At 69.1% G+C, this 20,342-nt stretch carries 17 protein-coding genes; 4 read left to right on the top strand and 13 right to left on the bottom strand.

Annotation, left to right across the window (positions count from 1 at the left end):
- Window positions 1-118 precede the first annotated feature (118 nt).
- On the top strand, window positions 119-634 hold the full coding sequence (locus ACWESM_RS08770; protein ID WP_364428346.1) for a hypothetical protein: 516 nt from the start codon (window positions 119-121) through the stop codon (window positions 632-634).
- 31 nt (window positions 635-665) lie between these two features.
- Here the strand turns inward: ACWESM_RS08770 and ACWESM_RS08765 are convergent, their stop codons facing one another.
- Window positions 666-1,499 (bottom strand): tRNA (adenine-N1)-methyltransferase, encoded by an 834-nt coding sequence (locus ACWESM_RS08765; RefSeq protein WP_355077516.1) that lies wholly within the window; start codon window positions 1,497-1,499, stop codon window positions 666-668.
- 74 nt (window positions 1,500-1,573) lie between these two features.
- Here ACWESM_RS08765 and ACWESM_RS08760 point away from each other — a divergent pair, with 74 nt between their 5' ends.
- Window positions 1,574-2,485, top strand: a complete 912-nt coding sequence (locus ACWESM_RS08760; protein ID WP_452491209.1) for a RecB family exonuclease — start codon at window positions 1,574-1,576, stop codon at window positions 2,483-2,485.
- Between the two features lie 4 nt (window positions 2,486-2,489).
- Here ACWESM_RS08760 and ACWESM_RS08755 read toward each other — a convergent pair whose 3' ends face one another.
- The 11 genes from ACWESM_RS08755 to metH all read right to left on the bottom strand — a co-directional run bounded on the left by ACWESM_RS08755 (window position 2,490) and on the right by metH (window position 16,235).
- Window positions 2,490-2,717 carry a hypothetical protein gene (locus ACWESM_RS08755; protein ID WP_355077513.1) on the bottom strand — a complete coding sequence of 76 codons (228 nt, stop codon included), beginning with the start codon at window positions 2,715-2,717 and terminating at the stop codon, window positions 2,490-2,492.
- A 155-nt stretch (window positions 2,718-2,872) separates the two neighbouring features.
- Complete coding sequence (locus ACWESM_RS08750) at window positions 2,873-4,069, bottom strand: YeiH family protein (protein ID WP_355077512.1); 1,197 nt, start codon at window positions 4,067-4,069, stop codon at window positions 2,873-2,875.
- A complete protein-coding gene (locus ACWESM_RS08745; RefSeq protein ID WP_355077510.1) occupies window positions 4,069-4,203 on the bottom strand; it encodes a hypothetical protein in 135 nt (44 codons plus the stop codon). The genes ACWESM_RS08750 and ACWESM_RS08745 overlap by 1 nt, the downstream gene beginning before the upstream one ends.
- A gap of 113 nt (window positions 4,204-4,316) precedes the next feature.
- On the bottom strand, window positions 4,317-5,168 hold the full coding sequence (gene hisG, locus ACWESM_RS08740) for an ATP phosphoribosyltransferase (RefSeq protein WP_356962033.1): 852 nt from the start codon (window positions 5,166-5,168) through the stop codon (window positions 4,317-4,319).
- Between the two features lie 47 nt (window positions 5,169-5,215).
- Window positions 5,216-5,497, bottom strand: coding sequence for a phosphoribosyl-ATP diphosphatase (locus tag ACWESM_RS08735; protein WP_174315390.1), 282 nt, complete (start codon window positions 5,495-5,497; stop codon window positions 5,216-5,218).
- 102 nt (window positions 5,498-5,599) lie between these two features.
- Entirely contained in the window at window positions 5,600-7,414 is a 1,815-nt protein-coding gene (locus tag ACWESM_RS08730; RefSeq protein ID WP_452491208.1) for a choline/carnitine O-acyltransferase, read from the bottom strand.
- Window positions 7,411-8,247 (bottom strand): class I SAM-dependent methyltransferase, encoded by an 837-nt coding sequence (locus ACWESM_RS08725; protein WP_364428360.1) that lies wholly within the window; start codon window positions 8,245-8,247, stop codon window positions 7,411-7,413. Before ACWESM_RS08725 ends, ACWESM_RS08730 begins: the two co-directional genes overlap by 4 nt.
- A 44-nt stretch (window positions 8,248-8,291) precedes the next feature.
- On the bottom strand, window positions 8,292-9,155 hold the full coding sequence (locus ACWESM_RS08720; protein ID WP_452491207.1) for a HalD/BesD family halogenase: 864 nt from the start codon (window positions 9,153-9,155) through the stop codon (window positions 8,292-8,294).
- Between the two features lie 159 nt (window positions 9,156-9,314).
- The gene (locus ACWESM_RS08715) at window positions 9,315-10,016 is read right to left on the bottom strand and encodes an HAD family hydrolase (protein ID WP_364428366.1); all 702 of its coding nucleotides are present in this window, start codon (window positions 10,014-10,016) and stop codon (window positions 9,315-9,317) included.
- A 145-nt stretch (window positions 10,017-10,161) separates the two neighbouring features.
- The gene (locus tag ACWESM_RS08710) at window positions 10,162-11,982 is read right to left on the bottom strand and encodes a protein kinase domain-containing protein (protein WP_452491206.1); all 1,821 of its coding nucleotides are present in this window, start codon (window positions 11,980-11,982) and stop codon (window positions 10,162-10,164) included.
- A 656-nt stretch (window positions 11,983-12,638) separates the two neighbouring features.
- A complete protein-coding gene (gene metH, locus ACWESM_RS08705; RefSeq protein ID WP_452491205.1) occupies window positions 12,639-16,235 on the bottom strand; it encodes a methionine synthase in 3,597 nt (1,198 codons plus the stop codon).
- A 167-nt stretch (window positions 16,236-16,402) separates the two neighbouring features.
- Between metH and ACWESM_RS08700 the strand changes: the two genes are divergently transcribed.
- Together ACWESM_RS08700 and ACWESM_RS08695 are read left to right on the top strand one after the other, a co-directional pair.
- Window positions 16,403-17,287, top strand: coding sequence for a PAC2 family protein (locus ACWESM_RS08700; protein ID WP_063018039.1), 885 nt, complete (start codon window positions 16,403-16,405; stop codon window positions 17,285-17,287).
- A 114-nt stretch (window positions 17,288-17,401) separates the two neighbouring features.
- Window positions 17,402-19,993: an AMP-binding protein gene (locus ACWESM_RS08695; RefSeq protein WP_452491204.1), complete on the top strand. Its 2,592-nt coding sequence runs from the start codon at window positions 17,402-17,404 to the stop codon at window positions 19,991-19,993.
- On the opposite strand, the gene ACWESM_RS08690 is transcribed toward ACWESM_RS08695, so the two are convergent.
- Window positions 19,895-20,200 carry a hypothetical protein gene (locus tag ACWESM_RS08690; RefSeq protein ID WP_350901430.1) on the bottom strand — a complete coding sequence of 102 codons (306 nt, stop codon included), beginning with the start codon at window positions 20,198-20,200 and terminating at the stop codon, window positions 19,895-19,897. The genes ACWESM_RS08695 and ACWESM_RS08690 overlap by 99 nt on opposite strands.
- Window positions 20,201-20,342: the final 142 nt, after the last annotated feature.

Genomic DNA, 20,342 nt, shown 5'->3' with positions numbered 1-20,342 from the left:
GACATGGTTTCGTGGTGATCACATCTGGGCCGCGATCGGCGGCCGGATCACCATGTTAGCCTGCCCTAACCCGACCCTGGCGAGCCTCCTCGCCGCTCGAGCCGAAAGGTTGCCGACCATGCTCCTTCCCGCGAGAACCCTGCGTTTTTCCCTCGTCACCGCCGCGGCGGCGCTGGCCATCTCCGGCGCGGTGGCGGCGTGCGGCTCCGACGACGACTCCACCGGCGCGGCGACCTCGGCCGCCACCAGCACCGCCGCGTCGGGTACCCACGATCACTCCGCCCATGCGACCGGTGCGCCGACCGCCGATACCTTGCAGGCCGTGCTGGTAAAGCTCACCGATCCGACTGTACCCACCCCCGAGAAGGCCAAGCTGATCGTCAACGGTGAAAAGCGCACAGCGAACATCGACCAGATGAACAAGGGCCTGCAGGGCTACGCGCTCACCTTCGCCGTCGCCGACATCACCACCCAGGGCAACACCGCGAACGCGCAGGTGACCATCACCTCCCCGCATGGCGCCGCCCCCGCCGTGCCGCTGAGCTGGGAAAACGTCGACGGCACCTGGAAGCTGACGGACGCGAGCGGCTGTCTGCTGCTCGGCTTCGCGCAGGCGCCCTGCGTCCCGGCCTGAGTCGGCCACCACCTCGCCCGCCCGGCCGCGCTCAGCCCTTCGAGGGCCTGCGCTGCGGCTTGGGCGTGACGGTGCCCTCGGCGAGCCTGCGGGCGCTGACCAGGAAGGCGGTGTGACCCTGCATGCGGTGCTCGGGCCGCACGGCGAGGCCGACCACATGCCACGGTCGCACCAGCGACTCCCAGGAGCGTGGCTCGGTCCAGCACTCCTGCTCGCGCAGCGCTTCGACCACTTTCGACAGCTGGGTGACGGTGGCCACATAGACGATCAGCACGCCGCCCGGCACGAGCGCCTTGGACACCGCCGGTAGCGCATCCCACGGCGCGAGCATGTCCAGTACCGCGCGATCCACCGGCTCTCCGGTGTAGTCGGCCACGTCACCCACGGTCAGCGACCAGTTCGCCGGCCGCTCGCCGAAAAACGTCTCGACGTTGCGGATCGCGTGCTCTGCGTGGTCGGCGCGGATCTCGTAGGACACCACCTGCCCCTGCGGCCCCACCGCCCGCAGCAGCGAGCAGGTCAGCGCACCGGACCCCGCGCCGGCTTCCAGCACACGCGCGCCGGGGAACATGTCGCCCTCGTGCACGATCTGCGCGGCGTCCTTCGGGTAGATCACCGCGGCGCCGCGCGGCATGGACAGCACGTAGTCGATCAGCAGCGGACGCAGTGCGAGATAGGGCGTGCCGTTGGTGGAATGCACCACGCTGCCCTCGTCGGCACCGATCAGGCTGTCGTGCTTGATCCCGCCGCGATGGGTGTGGAATTCCTTGCCCGGCTCCAAGACCACCGTGTACAGGCGTCCTTTGGCATCGGTCAGCTGCACCCGGTCACCGATGGTGAATGGCCCGGTCCGTCTGGCCGTCATGAATCTCCGTTCCACTTGTCGGAATCGTGCTGTGACGCACCGGCGTGTCGGTGCCGCCGGATAGCCTGCCAGGTATGTGCTCGCCCGTGTCCACGCCCCCTGCCGACGACGCGCGGACCGCCCGGCCCGATCCGACGGCCACCCGCGCCCGGCCCGCGCTCTCGCCTTCCCGGGCAATGGATTTCAAGCAGTGTCCGCTGAAATACCGCTTTCGCGCGATCGATCGGATACCGGAGCGGCCTTCGGTGCACGCGGTGCGCGGCACGGTGGTGCACTCGGTGCTGGAGGACCTCTACGGGCTGCCCGCGGCCGAGCGGGTGCCCGAGCGCGCCGAGGCCCTGGTGCCGACGGCGTGGGCGCGGGTGCACGCCCAACAGCCGGAGGTGGCGGAACTGGTCGCCGCGGGGCAACTCGACGCGTTCCTCGAGGAGGTGCGCGCGCTGGTGCGCCGCTACTACCGGCTGGAGGATCCGACCCGGTTCGATCCGGAGTCGCGCGAAGCGCGGGTGGAGGTGGAACTGGCCGACGGCGCGCCGCTGCGTGGGTTCGTCGACCGGATCGACCTCGCGCCCAGCGGCGCCCTGCGCGTCGTGGACTACAAGACCGGCCGTGCGCCGGGGCCGACGCAAGAGACCAAAGCGCTGTTCCAGTTGAAGTTCTACGCGCTGGTCGTACTGCGCACCCGCGGCCTGGTGCCCGCCCAGCTGCGGCTGATCTACCTCGCCGACGAGCAGATCCTCACCTACGCCCCCGAGGAGCAGGAGTTGCTGCGCTTCGAGCGCACGCTCTCGGCACTGTGGGCGGCCATTCTCGAGGCGGGCCGCACCGGGAACTTCCAGCCGAACACCAGCTGGCTGTGCTCGTACTGCGACTACAAGCCTTTGTGCCCGGCATTCGGCGGCACGCCGCCGCCCTACCCTGGCTGGCCGAGCGGCGGCGTCACCGAATCCCCGGACGAGACCCTGGCCGAAGCCGTCTCGGACTGACGAGCTAGTGGCCCAGCGCGGCCACCAGGAAGTCCAATGACGTCCCGCGCTCGCCGAGCAGGAAAACCGCTCCGATCAGGACCACGACCAGTACCGCGTCGCCCGCGATGATGAACAGGTTTCGTATCCGCGTCCACGCCGTGCCGCGCGCGGGGACACCGTCGGCCGCCGGGGTGGTCGCTCGTCGGCCCGGCTCCGCCGCGGCCTTCTCGTCGTTGATCCTGTCCGACACGCCCGACAGTCTTCCCGATGAGGCCGGTGGTTTCGAGCCGACCCGCGTATTCGGCCGGTGAACATTTCCCGAACGGCGGGCCGCCCGGCCCCGATGTCCAGGACCGGGCGACATCGCGTGCCCGAGTTTCGGCTGCGTATCCATAGGGCCGACGCTCAGGCGGTGAAATTGTGGAACAGCAGCACCGAGAGTCCGAGGCCCACCGCGAGATTCACGACCGCCGCGGACCCGAACACCACGACCGGCCGCCAGCCCGCTTCCCGCAGTCCGCGCAGCGAGAACTCCAAGCCGATGGAGACGAACGCGAAGATCAGGAACCAGGTGCGCAGATCGTTGATGATCGCGATGTGCGCCGCACCGGACTTCTTGTCCACCGCCTGCAGGTACAGCGTGCCGATGACCGAGGCGGCGATGAAGCCGAGCACGAACTTCGGGAACCGCTCCCAGAACTGGCGCGGCGAGGGCCGTACCGCACCGGGCGCCCGCTCGACGCGCAGCGTGAAGTACGCGGTCAGCGCGATGGCGACCACACCGATCAGCGCGTTCTGCGTGGTCTTGACGATGGTGGCGATCTGCAGCGCCTTCTCCCCCGCGATCGCGCCGGAGGCCGCGACCGCCGCCGTGGTGTCGATATTGCCGCCGATCCAGGCGCCCGCGACCGCGTCCGACAAGCCGAGCACCTCCGCCAGCCACGGCAGCAGGAAGATCGAGGGCAACGCGAAGACGATTACCAGCGAGGCCGCGTAGGCGATCTGCTCGCGCCGCGCTTGCACCGCGCCCGCCGCGGCGATAGCCGCGCTGACACCGCAGATCGACACCGCCGAGGACAGCAGCGCGCGCAGCTTGTCGTCCAGCCCGAGGCGTCCGCCCAGCCACCAGGTGAAGCCGAACACGGCCGTGATCAGCAGCAGCGCTTGCAGGATCGACGGACCCGCCGCGGTGACCAGGACCTTCAGGTTGATCGAAGCGCCGAGCAGCACCACGCCGGTCTTGATGAAGAATTCGGTGCGGAATCCCGCCGAAAGCCGGTCGCGCAGTGCGAGTTTGCTCAGCACGACATTGCCGAGCAGACCAAGGGCGATGGCGTACACCGGGTATTCGACGGACTTGGCGACACGCTGGAACGGAGTGCCCACTGCCCACTGCGGGACGTGTGTCTCGAAGTAGCGGGTGAGGGCGCCGAGCACGATCACGACCGCGATACCGGCCGCGATGGTCCCGGCGGTCGGCCGGGACGTCGCCTGCACCGCTTCCGTCTCGGATGACGGGATTCCGCCGGGCGCGGCCACGCCGGAATCCTTGTCCGCCAAAGCCTTCGATTCCTTCGCCGATTCGGCGCCGGTCTCGGCCATCACGGCACCAGCCAATCCGGAATCGCGCCGAGCAGGACCAGCGCGATCAGGATCAGCCCGGCGATCGCCGCCAGCCAGTCCTCGTTCCAGGTGAATGTGCTGCCCGACTGCTCCTCGGGTGGTGACTGTGACACGGGGGCTCCTTGCGTTTCCTCATCGAGAGGCCGCACGGTAGCAACCCCCGGTCACAGGGCACACCGATTGCGCTCAGCCTGAACGAATCAGGCGTATCGGACGAATCCGGCGTTCAGAATGCGCGGCAGGAGCGGATGTCCGTGGCCAGGATGGCTTTCGCGCCCAGATCGGCCAGCTTGTCCATCAACTCGTTGCTCTGCTTGCGCGGCACCAGTGCGCGGACCGCGACCCAGCCGGTGTCGGCCAGCGGCGCCACGGTCGGCGATTCCAACCCGGGGGTGATGACGAACGCCTCGTCGAGCAAATTCTTCGGGCAGTCGTAGTCCAGCATGACGTACTGCTGGGCGAAGACCACGCCCTGGATCCGGGCGACGAGCTGATTCCGTGCCCGGTCGCCGCGATCGGCGTCCTTGCGCTCGACCAGCACACCCTCGGAGTCGCACAGCGATTCACCGAACGCGACGAGGTTGTGCTGGCGCAGCGTGCGCCCGGAGCCGACGACGTCGGCGATGGCGTCGGCGACGCCGAGCTGGATGGAGATCTCCACCGCGCCGTCGAGGCGGATCACCTCGGCCTCGATGCCGCGGCCGCGCAGATCGTCGAGCACCAGGTTCGGGTAGGAAGTGGCGATGCGCTTGTCGGCGAGGTCCTCGACCTTCCACTCCCGTCCGGCCGGGGCGGCGTAACGGAAGGTGGAGCGGCCGAAGCCGAGGGCGAGCCGTTCCTGCACCGGTGCGCCGGAATCGAGGGCGAGATCACGACCGGTGATGCCGAGATCCAGCTCCCCGGAACCGACGTAGATCGCGATGTCCTTGGGTCGCAGAAAGAAGAACTCGACCTGGTTGGCCGGGTCGAGCACGGTCAGATCGCGGGAATCCGTGCGCTTGCGGTAGCCCGCCTCGGCGAGGATCGAGACGGCGGATTCGGAGAGGGCGCCTTTGTTGGGGACTGCGACGCGCAGCATGGAGGGAGTCCTTTCGGGAGGAGAAACGGGGTGTCGGACGGCCGTCATCACAGATGTCGGTACACGTCTTCGAGCTTCAGCCCGCGACCCACCATCAGCACCTGCACCCAATACAGCAGCTGGGAGATCTCCTCGGCGAGCGACTCGTCGCTCTCGTGTTCGGCGGCCAGCCACACTTCACCGGCCTCCTCGAGCACCTTCTTACCCTGGGTATGCACGCCTGCGTCCAGCGCGGCAACGGTTCCGGACCCCTCGGGGCGGTTGACCGCACGATCCTGCAGTTCGGCGAACAGGGATTCGAAGTTCTTCACGATGAGCCATTGTTTCAGACCCGGATGCGGGTCTGTTGCTCCGGCCCACGATGGCCGGTAACGGCGACCGCCCGGTTCCTCCACCCCTGACCGGGGGCGGAGGAACCGGGCGGAAAGCGGCTAGTTCCCGGCGAGCAGCGCCTGCAGGTCGGCGACCGCCGTGCGGAGGTGGTCGGCGAACGCGTGCATCTGGTCGGCGACCGGTTTCGGAGTGGCCAGGTAGAGATTCCAGCGGTCCGGCAGCAGGACGTAGGCGATGCCGATGCAGCGGGGACTGGTGGAGCCGAAACCGAAGTAGCGGATGTTGACCGACGGCGCCGAGCTGGTGCTCAGGTAGTCGTCGCGCATGATCGTCCAGCCGGGGCTGTCGTAGAGCGGGATCGGGTCGATGACGCCCAGTTCCGCGCCGCGGCGGCGCTGGATCCACTGCAGCTCCCACAGGTGCTGCTCGGGCGCGTCACCGGCCTGGCACTGCTTGGCCCGCTCCACGTGCGCGGACGCGGCCGTCCGCGCCGCGGCGAGCTTCGCCGCGGCGCTCGCGTCCTGGTCCTGCATCGCGTCCACGAAGGCGATCATCTCCGGGGTGATCACCCGCATGGCCTCGGTGCGGCCGTTGCGGTACTGCCTGGTCGCGATGGACTCGTAGGTCGCGCCGGTGAGCCCCTTGCTGCGCCGATGGGCCAGCTGGTAGCTCAACTGCGCGAACGCGTCCGGCGAGATGCCGAGCTGCTTGGCCCTGGCGGTGCCGAAGTCCGGGAACGACACCGTCTGGGTGGCGTTCGCCGCGGCGTACTGGGCGAAGGCGGCGGCCGCCGCGGCGATATCGCCGCGCTGCGCCTCGTCGAGCACGAACTCGACCGGCTCCACCGCGGGCAGTCCCTGCGCCTGTGCGCCGGAGTGGGCGGCGTGTTCCGGCACCGAGGTTTCCAGCAGGGTGTCCACGAACGACAGGATGGTGGTGCCGTCGAGTCCGCAGTGCTCGACATTGATGCCCGCCTGTCCGTCGGCGAAGACGACGAAGGACACCGATTTGTCGAACCACCGGTTCGCGCTGTCACCGTGCAGCAACTCGTCGCAGGCGTGCAGTTCGTCGCGCGGGGCGAAGTCCTCGAGGCAGACGGCGAACAGCGCGGTCTCGATGGTGTCCAGCGCCGCGGCGTTCGCGGGCTCGGCCAGCAGCCGCTGCCTGCTCTGGGCCCATTCCGCGCGGGCCTTGGTGGTGAGGTGCCCGACGGCGGTGTCGGTGCGGGCCGGGCGGGCGCCCGCCTTCAGCACCGCGCGCAGCCCGTCGGCGAGATCCTCCGGCGAGTACGGCGCTCCGTCCGGGCCGACCACGTCCATCCGGAACGTGCTGCCGTGGAAGAACACCACGATGTGCCGGGCCTGCGAGTGACCCGGCCATTCCGCGCTGTAGGGGACCCGGACCGTGTCCTGCTCCACGCCGGGAATCCTGGTCTCGGAGAACAGGTACTTGTTCTGCCACATGGACAGCTGCTGCCCGCGCTGGGTCACCGGCGGGATGGCCTCCCGGTCGAGGGCCAGCTTGTAGTCGACGGCGGCGGAGATGATGCCCGCCGCCCGGTCCACCTGAGTCGCGGCGGTGGAGGCGGCCAGTGGGGTGTCGTCCCGGAACAGGAAGAAGAAGTTCGCGTTCAGGGCGATCCGGTCCCGCCTGCCCAGGTATCGCGACGGCCAGAACAGGTCGAGCCAGCTGCCGACGCCGGGCGTCGCGTCGTACTCCGCGAGCGCCGCGTGCAGCGTGCGCCCCGGACCGTCGGGTCGCAACAGGTCGTCGACCGCGGCCCGGGTGGCGGCGATCTCGTCGGCGGTCAGCAGCGGCTCGCACCACTGCAGGAACCGGCCACAGCTGTCCTCCAGCGTCGGCAGGGGCACCCGGGGAAGGTGGTCGTCGGCGGCGAAGGTGCGTTCGGTCAATGCGAGTCCTCGGTGTCGGCGTGATGTTTCGGCAGCGGCCTCGACACGTACAGGTTGGCATACAGCCAGCCCTGGTCTTCCCGGCCGGTCGTGTCGATCCCGTTGGCGGACAGGGTGTTCAGCACTTGCGCCTGTTCGGCCGCGGAGGCGAACCTGCGTTGCTCGTACAACCCCGGCGCGTGCTCGGTCCGGTAGCCGAGCGCGGCGAGTTCCGCCTCGATCGGTGCGAAGTCGAACATGCGCAGTACGAAGTGTGCCATCCACGGCCGCCTGCGCGGGTGCGCGGTGGCCACTCGGGTCAAGGTTTTCTCGGTGATGTACCCGACGCAGCCGGTGGAGACGACCAGATCGGCGGTCGCGAGCAGGGCGCGCTGCTCGTCGGTCGGCTCGCCGGACTCGAGGTCGGCGTGCACGACGTCGTGCAGGAGCCCGGCCTCCCGCGCGTACTCCAGGGCTGGGCGGGCGGCGTCCATGCCGAGGAAGCGGACGTCCTCCACCGCGGCCCGCCCCGCCACGCGGTCTCGGTCGCGCCGGATCAGACCGGCCCGATCGGTGTCGGCGGCCGCGTAATGCTCGGCCAGCTCGCCGATCGTGGTGTCGAGGCGCAGCAGCGCGGCGTTCACGCCGTAGGAGCAGCCGAGGTCGAGCACGGTCGGCACGGCGACCCGGGCGGACGCGCGGTATTCCCGAATCTGTTGCTGGAAGAAGGGTTTCGCCAGTTCCGGAATGCGGTAGTCCAATTCGGACATGCGCGCGTAGTAGGCGCGCGGATCGGGGCGGACGTAGATATCGTCGAAAGACGCTTTCCCGGTGGTGTCTAACGGCACTGGCACTGTCGGTCCTCTCGGGTCGAGCTCGGTCAGTCGAGCCGTTCGGCTCAGTCGAGCAGTCGATCGCCCCGGACGGCGTCGGCCGCGGCGGCTAGGTGGTCGGGTAGCACGCGGCCGAACAACTGCCGGGTGCGCTCCACCGTGCCGACCATCCCGGGACGATCGGTGTAGGCGAAAATGGCCGAATGGCGCTGACGCGCACCGTCGACGGGTGAGACGCGGTGCAACGAGAAGCGACCCTGGAACAGCTGCAGGTCGCCTGGACGCAGTTCGAGCCGCTGGACGAAGCGCTCGCCGGTGCCGGTGAGCACGGCGCGGACGTCGTCGAGGTGTTCCGCCTCGGGTGTGCGGATGTTGGGGCAGTACTCGAAGACGCCGCCTTCCTCGGCGGGCTGGGTCAGCATCGAGACGGTGAATTCGTTGGTGTCGAAATGCCAGGGGTGCGACATGCCCGGCGCGACGACGTTCAGGCACAGTCCCGCGAGGGGATCGGCGAATTCGTGCAACTCCGACAGGTCGAAGCAGTCGGCGACGAATCGCTGGAACAGCTCGTCGGTGTAGAGCCGGTGGATCAGCGCGTCGGCGGGGATGCGGTCGCGGGGCACGAAGGCGTTGCCCCGCTCGAGCACGATCCGGCCCGGATGATCCTCCGGCAGGTCTGCGTCCAGCGGAATGTTGTAGGCGTTGACCCGCTCGACCTCGTAGTGCGCGTGCGGGGCCATCAGCTCGCCCTGTGCCCGCAACGTCTCGGTCAGTTCCGGACGGATGAAGCCACGCAGCACGGTGCAGCCGGTGTCGGCCAGTTCGGCACGGGCGCGCCGAACCGCTTCCCGCAGCGCGGGTCCTTCCGGGTCCGCCAGGGGATACCGTCCGGTATCTACGATCTCGTCGAGGACGCCCAACGCTGCCATGGCGTCATTTTGGTGGAGCGGTCGCCGACACGCCCGGGATTCGGCGAGATTGCCGGTGATCACGGTCACACCTATCATCTGCACGCACACCCGTTGCGGCACAGTAACTCTCGGCATGGCCGGTGCGCCGATGTCGCGCAACCCGGCCACCCGGATGGCTCAACCCCGCACGCGCAGAGCGTTTTCGAGTTCCGCGACGGTCAACCCGATCAGCGAATCCCGGAACACCCGCCCTGGCGCGTGCGGCACGGGAATCTCGCACGGGACGACCACCACCGCGCAGCCCGCGGCCTGCGCCGCACGCGTACCGGTCGGCGAATCCTCCACCGCCACACACTGTTCCGGATCGAGCCCGAGCAGCTCGGCAGCGCGCAGGTAGACATCCGGCTCCGGCTTGCCGTGCGCCACCTCGTCGCCGCAGACCGAGACATCGAAGAAGTCCCGGCCCAGCGTGTCGAGACCGAACTCCGTGAGCGACCGCTTGGTATTGGTGACGAGCGCGCTGGCCAGCCCCGCCGCGCGTACCATGGCCAGCGCATCCTTCGCACCAGGCCGCCACGGGATGGGGCCGGTCATCAATTCGGTCACCCGCCGCTCCAGGAACTCCCCCGCCGCACGCAACGAGTCCGGCGTGGGCTCGATACCCAAGCCGGTGAACATGATCCGCAGCGCGTTCGGGCCGGACGCCCCGATCAGCGCGTGCCGGATCGCATCGGTCATCTCGTGACCGTGCTCACGTGCCAGTTCCCGCACCGCGACATCCCAGAGCTTCTCCGAGTCGAGGAGCGTGCCGTCCATGTCCCAGAGCACTCCGGCCAGTCGCGCTGTCACGTTTCGGTCCTTCTCCCAGCTCTCGTCCATGTCGCGGGCACCGTTGCGAACCTTCCGAGATCACCCGGCCGCCGCACGAACCGTACCGCCGGGACGGAGCCGCTCCGCAGCCGAGCCTGCTCACCCTCGGATGGCTGGGCTACTCGATGGCGCAGGCCAAGGCTCGGCCGTGTCCCTAGGTACCCGATGCGGCGATCTGCAACTTGGCACTGTCGCCGACGACCTCGATCCAGCGGCTCTCGGAAGTCGTCGTGCCGTTCTTCAAGGTGTAGGTCAACGCGACGACCGCCCGATTCGCGCCGTTCTGCGTAACCGAGCCCACGCTCACCGAACGAATCGTGCCCCAGAAGTTCACGTATGAGTCGTAGCCGGTCTTGGCCTGGTATCCGGGGGCCAGCTGCGTCCAGGCGCCGGACACGTTGGTGGGCAGCATGCCGTAGTAGCCCTGGATGAACGAGGCGATCCGGTCGGGTGTCGGCGGACCGGACGGGGTCGTCGTCGCGGTGGTGGCCGGGCCCGTGGTGGTCGGGGCAGGGCTCGACGTGGACTGCGGCGTGGTGCTGGGCGGCGGAGTGGTGCTCGGCGCGGGGTTCGTCGTTTGCGCCGGAGGGGTGGTTCCCGGGACAGGCGGGGGCAGCGGGGCACCCGCCGAAGTGGGCGCGGGCCCCGGCACGGGCCCAGAAGTGGGCGCGGGCGCCGAGAAGGCGGATGTTTGCGCTTGGGCTGGAGCGGGAGCTTGTACCGGCGCCTGTCGCGGCTCGGTTCCGGCCGCGTCGGCCGGCGCCTGCGTGTTCTCGGGCGCCACGGCGGCCGGAGGCGCGACCGACGACGTCGGCGCGTCGCCGCCCTCGCCGTCCACGCCGGCCAGCATTGCGATGATGCCGACCAGGATCAGCACCCCGACCACCGCGGCGACTTCCACGGCGATCAGTCGGCGGCGCTGCCGGCCGCTCAGAACACTCCGCAACGTCGTCGCCACCCCGGCCCGCCTCGGCACCGGCCGTGACGTAACTCCTTGCGGCACGGCCGGACCCGGCACAGCGGCGGGTACGACCGCGGTGACACCGGTGTCGTCCGACTGCTCCGGCGATACGGCAGCGGCGGGGTCGGGCAGCACGGTCGTCGTGGCGGCGGGGGCGGCAATCACCTTGGTCACCGATGCGGGCAGCTCCAGATCCCGTCCCGCCGCGACGGCTTCGAGGACCGCTTTCGCCTCCCGCATGGTCGGGCGGTCGGCGACAGCCGGGGCGAGCAGGTACATCAGCACCGGCCCCAGCGCGCCGGCCGCCTCCGGCGGCGGGATTTCGCCCCGCGCCACCGCGTGCAGCAGGGCCAGCGGGTTGTCGCTCTCACCGAACGGTGGAGCGCCCTGCACCGCCGCGTACAACGTCGAACCGAGAGCGAAGACGTCGGAAGCCGGTTCCGGGTCCTCGCCGCGCGCCACCTCGGGCGACAGGTAGGCCGGCGTCCCGGCGAGAAACCCGGTGGCCGTGACCGTCACGTCGCCGACCGCGCGGGAAATGCCGAAGTCGGTGATCTTGACCGTGCCGTCGTCGGCGACCAGCAGATTCGCCGGCTTCACGTCCCGGTGCATGATCCCCGCGTCGTGCGCCGCGGCCAAGGCGCTCGCCGCCTGCGCGCCGATCCGGGCGACCTCCAGCGGCGGCAGCGTCCGGTTGCCCGACAGCTTGGTCGCCAGGCTCGGCGCGTCCAGGTACTCCATGACCAGCCAGGGCTGGCCGTCTTCCTCGGCCACGTCGAACACGGTGATGGCGTTCGGGTGGTGCAGCCGCGCCGCGATCCGCCCCTCCCGCATGGCACGCCGTTTCGCCTCCAGCGCAGCCGATCCGGTGAGTCCGGGACCGAGGAGCACCTGTTTGACCGCGACGGTGCGCTGCAGCCGGACGTCGGTGGCCCGCCACACCACACCCATGGCGCCGGTGCCGATCGGATCCGTGAGCCGGTAACGTCCCGCGATCAATCGATCCGCCGTCATCGTGGTGTGCCTCTTCCTACTTGCGCGCCTAGCCGTCTCGCACTCCACACGCAAGCCCGGAAGAATTCCGAAAGCGTACGCGCCGAGGTGCTTTGCACCACTGAGCAGGGACGCGAACGCATCCGCCGACTGCCCCGGATGCAGTTACAACGCCTTCGACAATGGCACATCCACCCGACACACAGCCACCTCCCGGTGCGGGCACGGACGATCGCCCAGGTAAACCGCGCGCGCCCGCCACTGTGACGCGCCGACGAGCGCCCCGATGCACGCGAGACATGACATCCGGGCAGGTAGCAAAGGCCCTTCACACGAGAGCATCTCGCTATTGCTCACAGTCCACCACTGATCGCCGTCCGGCCGCGACGCCCGCTGCGGACCACGAACGGACGGACAGGCCGAGAAAGGCGCTCACGTCCGCTGCACTCCGCGCGCCTACGCCCGATTCGCGAGACGAAGATGGCGCGCCCCGGGCACTCGGCAGACCGATCGGCCGGTCGAGAGCGTCCGGAAGCAGCGATGCCCGACCTGCGGCAAAGGCGACGTACCGATACGGCTTCCAAAGCCTCGCGCCTGACGATCGGGCAGCCGCGTTCGCGCTGACAGCGCGGCGCCGAGACCCTCGGGCGTCGGCGCCGCGCCGCATCGGCGAACGGCTACGCGTTGAAGTACTTCGCCTCCGGATGCAGCAGGACAAAGGCGTCGGTGGACTGCTCCGGATGCAGCTGCAGCTCCTCGGAGAGCACGACGCCGATGCGATCGGCTTCGAGCAGGTCGACCAGTTTGGCGCGGTCCTCCAGCTCCGGGCAGGCGCCGTAGCCGAACGAGTAGCGGGCGCCGCGATAGCCGAGCTTGAAGTACTCCAGCACGTCGGCCGGGTCGGAGTCGGCGACCGCGTGACCGTCGAGGACGAGCTCCTCGCGGATGCGGCGGTGCCAGTACTCGGCGAGCGCCTCGGTGAGCTGGACGCCGATGCCGTGCACCTCGAGGTAATCGCGGTAGCTGTCACCCGCGAACAGCTCGTTGGCGAAGTCGGCGATCGGCTGCCCCATCGTGACCAGCTGGAACGGAAGCACGTCCACCTGACCGGTCGAGCGGGTGTACTCCCGCGAACGGATGAAGTCGGCGATGCACAGGAACCGGTCGCGCTGCTGCCGCGGGAAGGTGAACCGGTACCGCTCCGGCGCATCGGGTTCCGGTTCGGTGAGCACGATGACGTCGTCGCCTTCGGACACCGCGGGGAAGTAGCCGTACACCACCGCGGCGTGCTGCAACACACCCTCGGTGCTCAATCGGTCCAGCCAGGCGCGCAGACGCGGCCTGCCCTCGGTCTCCACCAGTTCCTCGTAGCCGGGACCGTCGCCACCGCGCTGCCCACGCAGGCCCCACTGCCCCAGGAACAACGCCCGCTCGTCGAGCAGGCCCAAATATTCGTGCAGCGCGAGGCCTTTCACCACCCGTGTGCCCCAGAAGGGCGGCACCGGCACCGGCAGATCGGCCGCGACGTCGGAGCGCTCCGGCACCACGACGGGCGCCTCGTTCGCCCTGCGCTCCGCCGCGATTCGCTTGGAGCGCTCGTGGCGCGCTTTGCGCTCGGCGGCCTTCTCCCGCTCGGCGATGGCTTCCGGGCTGTCCGGGTCGAGGTCGCCACCGCGTTTGCGGGTCATGATGTCGTCCATCAGCCGCAGGCCCTCGAACGCGTCGCGCGCATAGTGCACGTCGCCCTCGTACACCTCGGTCAGGTCGTTCTCCACGTAGGAGCGGGTGAGCGCCGCACCGCCCAGCAGCACCGGGAACTGCTCGGCCACACCCTTGGCGTTGAGCTCCTCGAGGTTCTCCTTCATCACCACGGTCGACTTGACCAGCAGGCCCGACATGCCGATGACGTCTGCCTTCTTGTCCACCGCCGCGTCCAGGATGGTGGCGATCGGCTGCTTGATGCCGAGGTTGACCACCTCGTAGCCGTTGTTCGACAGGATGATGTCGACCAGGTTCTTGCCGATGTCGTGCACGTCGCCCTTCACGGTGGCCAGCACGATGCGGCCCTTGCCACTGTCGTCGGTGGCCTCCATGTGCGGCTCGAGGTACGCGACGGCGGCCTTCATCACCTCGGCGGACTGCAGCACGAACGGCAGCTGCATCTGACCGGACCCGAACAGCTCGCCGACCGTCTTCATCCCGGCCAGCAGGGTCTCGTTGATGATCTGCAGCGGCGGCACCTCGGTCATGGCCGCGTCCAGGTCGGCTTCCATCCCGGCGCGTTCCCCGTCGACGATCCGCCGCTCCAGCCGCTCGAACAACGGAAGCGCGGCCAGTTCCTCCGCCCGCGACGCCTTCGACGAGGAGGTGGACACGCCTTCGAACAGCGCCATCAGCTTCTGCAGCGGGTCGTAGCCCTCCGCACGGCGGTCGTACACCAGATCCAGCGCGACCTCGCGCTGCTCCTCCGGGATACGGCTGATCGGCAGGATCTTGGAGGCGTGCACGATCGCCGAATCCAGACCGGCTTGGACGCATTCGTGCATGAAGACCGAGTTGAGCACCTGCCGGGCGGCCGGATTGAGGCCGAAGGAGATGTTGGACAGACCCAAGGTGGTCTGCACCCGTGGATGCCGGCGCTTGAGCTCGCGAATGGCCTCGATGGTCTCCAGCCCGTCGCGGCGCGACTCCTCCTGGCCGGTGCCCAGGGTGAAGGTGAGCGTGTCGATGATGATGTCGCTCTCCGACAGCCCCCAGTTGCCGGTGATGTCGGCGATCAGCCGCTCGGCGATCTCCACCTTCTTCGCCGCGGTGCGGGCCTGGCCCTCCTCGTCGATGGTCAGCGCGACCACGGCGGCGCCGTGCTCGGCGACCAGGCGCATGGTCTGCTGGAACCGCGAATCGGGACCGGCGCCGTCCTCGTAGTTCACCGAGTTGACCGCGCAACGCCCGCCGAGGTGCTCCAGCCCGGCCCGCAGTACGGGGGCCTCGGTGGAGTCGAGCATGATCGGCAACGTCGAAGCGGTGGCCAGCCTGCTCGCCAGCTCCGACATGTCGCGGGTGCCGTCCCGGCCGACGTAGTCGACGCACAGGTCGAGCATGTGTGCCCCGTCACGGGTCTGGTCCTTGGCGATGTCCAAGCACTTCTGCCAGTCCCCGGCGAGCATGGCCTCACGGAATGCCTTGGAGCCGTTGGCGTTCGTGCGTTCGCCGATCATCAGGACCGAGGCGTCCTGCTCGAACGGCACCGCGGTGTACATGCTGGACACGCTCGGCTCGTGCACCGGCGCGCGCCGCTGCGCGATCGGCGGCAGGGCCGGCTCGACTTCGCGCACCGCGGCGGTGACCTGGCGGATGTGCTCGGGCGTGGTACCGCAGCAGCCGCCGACCAGGGCCAGGCCGAACTCGGTGACGAACCCGCGCAGCGCGACCGCCAGTTCCTCGGGGGTGAGCGGGTAGACCGCCCCGTCCGCGCCGAGCACCGGCAGCCCGGCGTTCGGCATCACCGAGACCGGCACCTGCGCGTGCCGGGACAGGTGGCGCAGGTGCTCGCTCATCTCGTCCGGGCCGGTCGCGCAGTTCAGGCCGATCATGTCGATGCCGAGGGGCTCCAGCGCGGTGAGCGCCGCGCCGATCTCGCTGCCGACCAGCATCGTGCCCGTGGTCTCCACCGTGACGTGCGTGATGATCGGGATCCGGCGGCCCAGCTTCGCCATCGCACGCTTGCTGCCGGTCACCGCCGCCTTGACCTGCAGCAGGTCCTGGCAGGTCTCGATGAGGATGGCGTCGGCGCCCCCGTCCAGCATGCCGAGGGCGGCCTCGGTGTAGGCGTCGCGCAGCGCGGCGAACGGGGCGTGTCCGAGCGTGGGCAGCTTGGTGCCCGGCCCCATCGAGCCGAGCACGTAGCGTGGCGTACCGTCGGGAGACGGTCCCATCTCGTCGGCGACCTCACGGGCCAGCCGGGTTCCCCGCTCGGAGAGGTCGCGGATCCGGTCGGCGATGTCGTAGTCGGCGAGGTTGGGCAGGTTGCAGCCGAAGGTGTTGGTCTCCACTGCGTCGGCGCCCGCTTCGAAATAGGCGCGGTGGATGCCGCGCAGGACCTCGGGGCGGGTGTCGTTGAGGATCTCGTTACAGCCCTCCAACCCGCGGAAATCGTCGAGGGTCAGATCGGCAGCTTGCAGCATGGTGCCCATCGCACCGTCGCCGATGACGACACGGCGGCGCAGCGTGTCGAGTAGCGTGGTGTCGAACTCGGCGGGGACGGACGCAGACATGCGTTCCAGCGTAGTGGGCGGGGCTGACGATCCAGGCCACGGCGTGGAGGCTCGGTGTCCTGGACCACACGCGCGGCCCGGAGCCGCCGCGTCCGCGCGCCGGAACACGCCACCCCGTCCGGCCGTTCTACGACACGCCATATCGCCGCACACCGTAGGCTGACCGAGTGAACGCCAGTGAAACTCCCGATCCGGAACTGCCGACGTTGCGGGATCCGGTACTGGTCGCCGCCTTCGAGGGGTGGAACGACGCCGGTGACGCGGCCAGCGGCGCCGTCGAGCATCTGGAACTGATCTGGGACGCCGAGCCGTTGGCCGAGCTCGACTCCGAGGACTACTACGACTATCAGGTCAACCGGCCGACGGTGCGTCAGGTGGACGGTGTGACCAGGGAAATCCAGTGGCCGTCGACGATGTTGTCGGTGTGCTCGCCGCCCGGCAGCGACCGCGACGTGGTGCTGCTACGCGGTATCGAACCGAATATGCGCTGGCGCAGCTTCTGCGGCGACCTGCTGGAGTTCATCGAGCAACTCGGGGTGCAGACCGTGGTCATTCTCGGCGCACTGCTCGCGGACACTCCGCACACTCGTCCGGTACCGGTGACCGGCTCGGCATACAGCAAGGAAGCGGCCGAGCGGTTCAGCCTGGAGCAGACCCGCTACGAGGGACCGACCGGGATCACCGGCGTGCTGCAGGACCAGTGCGTGAAGGCGGGGGTCCCGGCGGTGTCGTTCTGGGCCGCCGTTCCGCACTATGTCTCCCAGCCGCCGAATCCGAAGGCGACCATCGCGCTGCTGCACCGGGTCGAGGACGTGCTCGACATCGAGGTGCCGCTGGGTGAGTTGCCCAAGCAGGCCGAGGACTGGGAGACCGCGGTGAACGAGATGACCGTGGGCGACGAGGAGATCAGCGAGTACGTGCGCTCGCTGGAGGAACGCGGCGACGCCGCGGTCGACGTGAACGAGGCGATGGCCAAGATCGACGGCGACGCCATCGCGGCCGAATTCGAGAAGTACCTGCGCAGACGGGGTCCGGGCAGCTTCGGTCTCTGATCGGTTGCGCGTCGGCGCGTTCGGTGCGGGCGGCCGGCGTCCGCGGGGTTCACCGGAAGTTCGCCGGGGGGCCACCTTCAGGTCGGGAAACGACCCCCTCCTACACTTTCGCCGGTGACCGTCCATCCGATCGTCGAGCGTCTGCGCACCTTCGACGAGCGGATCGCCGTCCATTGCCCCGACCGTGCGGGCGCGGACGGCGGCGGATCCCCGCCCACCCGGCAGGTGACCTACGCTCGGCTTGCTGCGCTCGTCGAGTCCTTCGCGGCCGAACTCGGCCCGGCCCGTCGCCTCGTCGCGCTCGCCGCGCGCAACGATCTTTCCTCGCTCGTCGCGTACCTCGGAGCGCTCAGCGCCGGATGCGTGGTCTTGCTGACCGAGCAGATCACTGCGGAGTTGCGGGACGCCTACGACCCGGACGTGCTCGTCGAAGACGGGCGCGCCGAGGTGGTCCGGGAACGCTCGGCGCATCGCCTGCATCCGGAGCTCGCGCTGCTGCTGAGCACCTCGGGCTCCACCGGGTCGCCCAAACTGGTCCGGCTCTCGGCGACGAACCTGCGTTCCAACGCGGCGGCCATCGCCGAGTACCTGGCCATCGGTCCTGGCGATTGCGCGGCCACCACCCTGCCGATGTTCTACTGCTACGGGCTGTCGGTGGTGCACAGCCACCTGTGGCGCGGGGCGAGCCTCATGCTCACCGACCAGTCGGTATTGGACACGCAGTTCTGGCACGCGTTCCGGGACTGCCGCGCAACGTCGTTCGCCGCGGTTCCCTACACCATCGAACTGCTGGACCGCATCGGTTTCGCCCGTATGGACCTGCCGCACCTGCGTTATGTCACCCAGGCGGGCGGCAGGCTGGCGCCGGAGCGGGTACGCGAATACGCCGCGCTCGGCCGGGAACACGGCTGGGAGTTCGTGGTCATGTACGGCCAGACCGAGGCCACCGCGCGAATGGCCTATCTGCCCGCGCATCTGGCGAGCGCGCACCCGGACTGCATCGGGATCCCGATTCCGGGCGGCGAATTCACCCTCGAGCCGGTCGAGGAAGCCGACGACAATGGGGACGAACCGCGTGAACTGGTCTATCGCGGGTCCAATGTGATGATGGGGTATGCGAAGTCCGCCGCAGACCTCGCCCTCGGCCGTACGGTCGATGCCCTGCGCACGGGCGACCTGGCACGACGCACACCCGACGGCTTGTACCAGGTGGTCGGCAGGCGTAGCCGGTTCGCCAAGATCTTCGGACTGCGCATCGATCTGGAGCGTCTCGAATCCGGGCTGGCGGAGGCCGGATTCACGGCACGGTGCGCGGACGACGACGCGCACCTCGTCGTGGCCGTAGAGACCCCGCGGTCCGATCTCACCGAGCTCGCCGCGCGACTGTCCGGCCTGCCCGCCGCCGCCGTGCGGGTCCACGTGGTCGAACGGATCCCGCGGTTACCGAACGGCAAACCCGACTACCCCGCTATCCGGCGACTGGCCGGATCCGCGCCGCAGACACGTGATATCCGCTCCCTCTACGCCACGACGCTGGGCATCGATCCCGCGCGGGTCCACCCGGACAGCACGTTCGTCGACCTCGGCGGCAACTCGCTCACCTACGTGACCACCGCGGCACGGCTGGAGCGGGCGATCGGCCGCCTGCCCACCGACTGGCCGAACACGTCCGTGGCGGAACTGGAACGGATACCACGAGGCCGCAGGCGTTTCGGACGGGCACTCGACACCGGAACGCTGCTGCGCGCGGTCGGCATCGTGCTCATCGTCAGCTCGCACGCCGGAGTGTACGTGCTCTGGGGCGCGGCGCACGTGCTGCTCGGCGTGGCCGGCTTCAACTTCGCGCGGTTCGGGGTGACCACGGCCCCAGCCGCCGAGCGACTGCGCCACACGTTGCGCACCGTGGCATACATCGCGGTGCCGACGGCACTCTGGGTCGCGCTGACCATGACTCGCACCGACTACTACGGCTGGCAGAATGTCCTGTTACTGAACAAGATTCTCGGCCCGCACGACAGCGCCACCGCCGGGCACCTTTGGTTCCTCGAGGTGCTCGTGTATTTCATGCTGGCCGCCGCGCTGTTGATCCGGATCCCCGTGGTGGACCGGTGGCAACGGGCCGAGCCGTTCTGGTTCGCGATGGCGCTGGTCGCGCTGAGCCTCGTCTTTCGATACCAAGCGTTCGGTCTGTATTCGGCGAAGGACATCCCGTTCTCTCCGCTGGCGGTGTGGCTCTTCGCGCTCGGCTGGGCGGCGGCGAAGGCGACGTCGATGTGGCAGCGGATGACGGTGAGTGCCGTCGTACTGATCACGGTGCCTGGCTATTTCGGCGTTCCCGAACGGGAACGTTTGATCATGGCGGGCTTGCTCGCACTGGTGTGGTTGTCCGCGGTCCGGGTTCCCGCCGCCGTCGCCGTCTGCGCCGCGGTGCTGGCCGACGGCTCGTTGTTCGTCTATCTGCTGCATTGGCAGGTATACCCGCTGTTCGAACAGCACCGGCTCGCGGGGCTGCTCGCTTCCCTGGCAGCGGGTGTACTCGTCACCGGCGCGGTGACCGGGCTGCGACGCTGGGGTTCGGGGCGGTACCGGGCAGTTCGGTCGCGGCGATCAGCTCTCCACCGTCCACACCCGCGCCGCCGCCTCCTGAGCCAGCTTGGCTATCAAGATGTCGCGCGGAATCGTCTGGCCGGCAAAGTGATCGAGTGAGGGAACCACCACATGGTGCGCGTCCGCGCGCTTGAGTTCCGCCGTGAGCTCGGCGAAAGCCGCCCCGTCACCGCCGGTCGATTCATGGAACGTTGCGGCGAAGCACAGCCCTTCCTCGCGGGCGAGGCTGCTCATCGCGGCCTCGAGCTCCTTGCTATGGCCATCGGCCAGATCGTCACGCAAGTATCCATAGATCAACGCTTCCACCCGAACCTCCGTTGGATTGGGATCGCTGTTCTCTTATGTGGATCCACCCGTTTTACGGGGTATTTGCGCTTCGTGCAAGAGCAGATGTACTTGCAATTGCTCTTACAGGAGGGGCTGGCTAACTTCTAGCGCCATGTTCAGC

It is taken from the genome of Nocardia sp. NPDC003999 (genome assembly GCF_053604885.1).
Note: the sequence above shows the minus strand (reverse complement) of the source record. Positions and strands in the feature narration are given on the sequence as shown.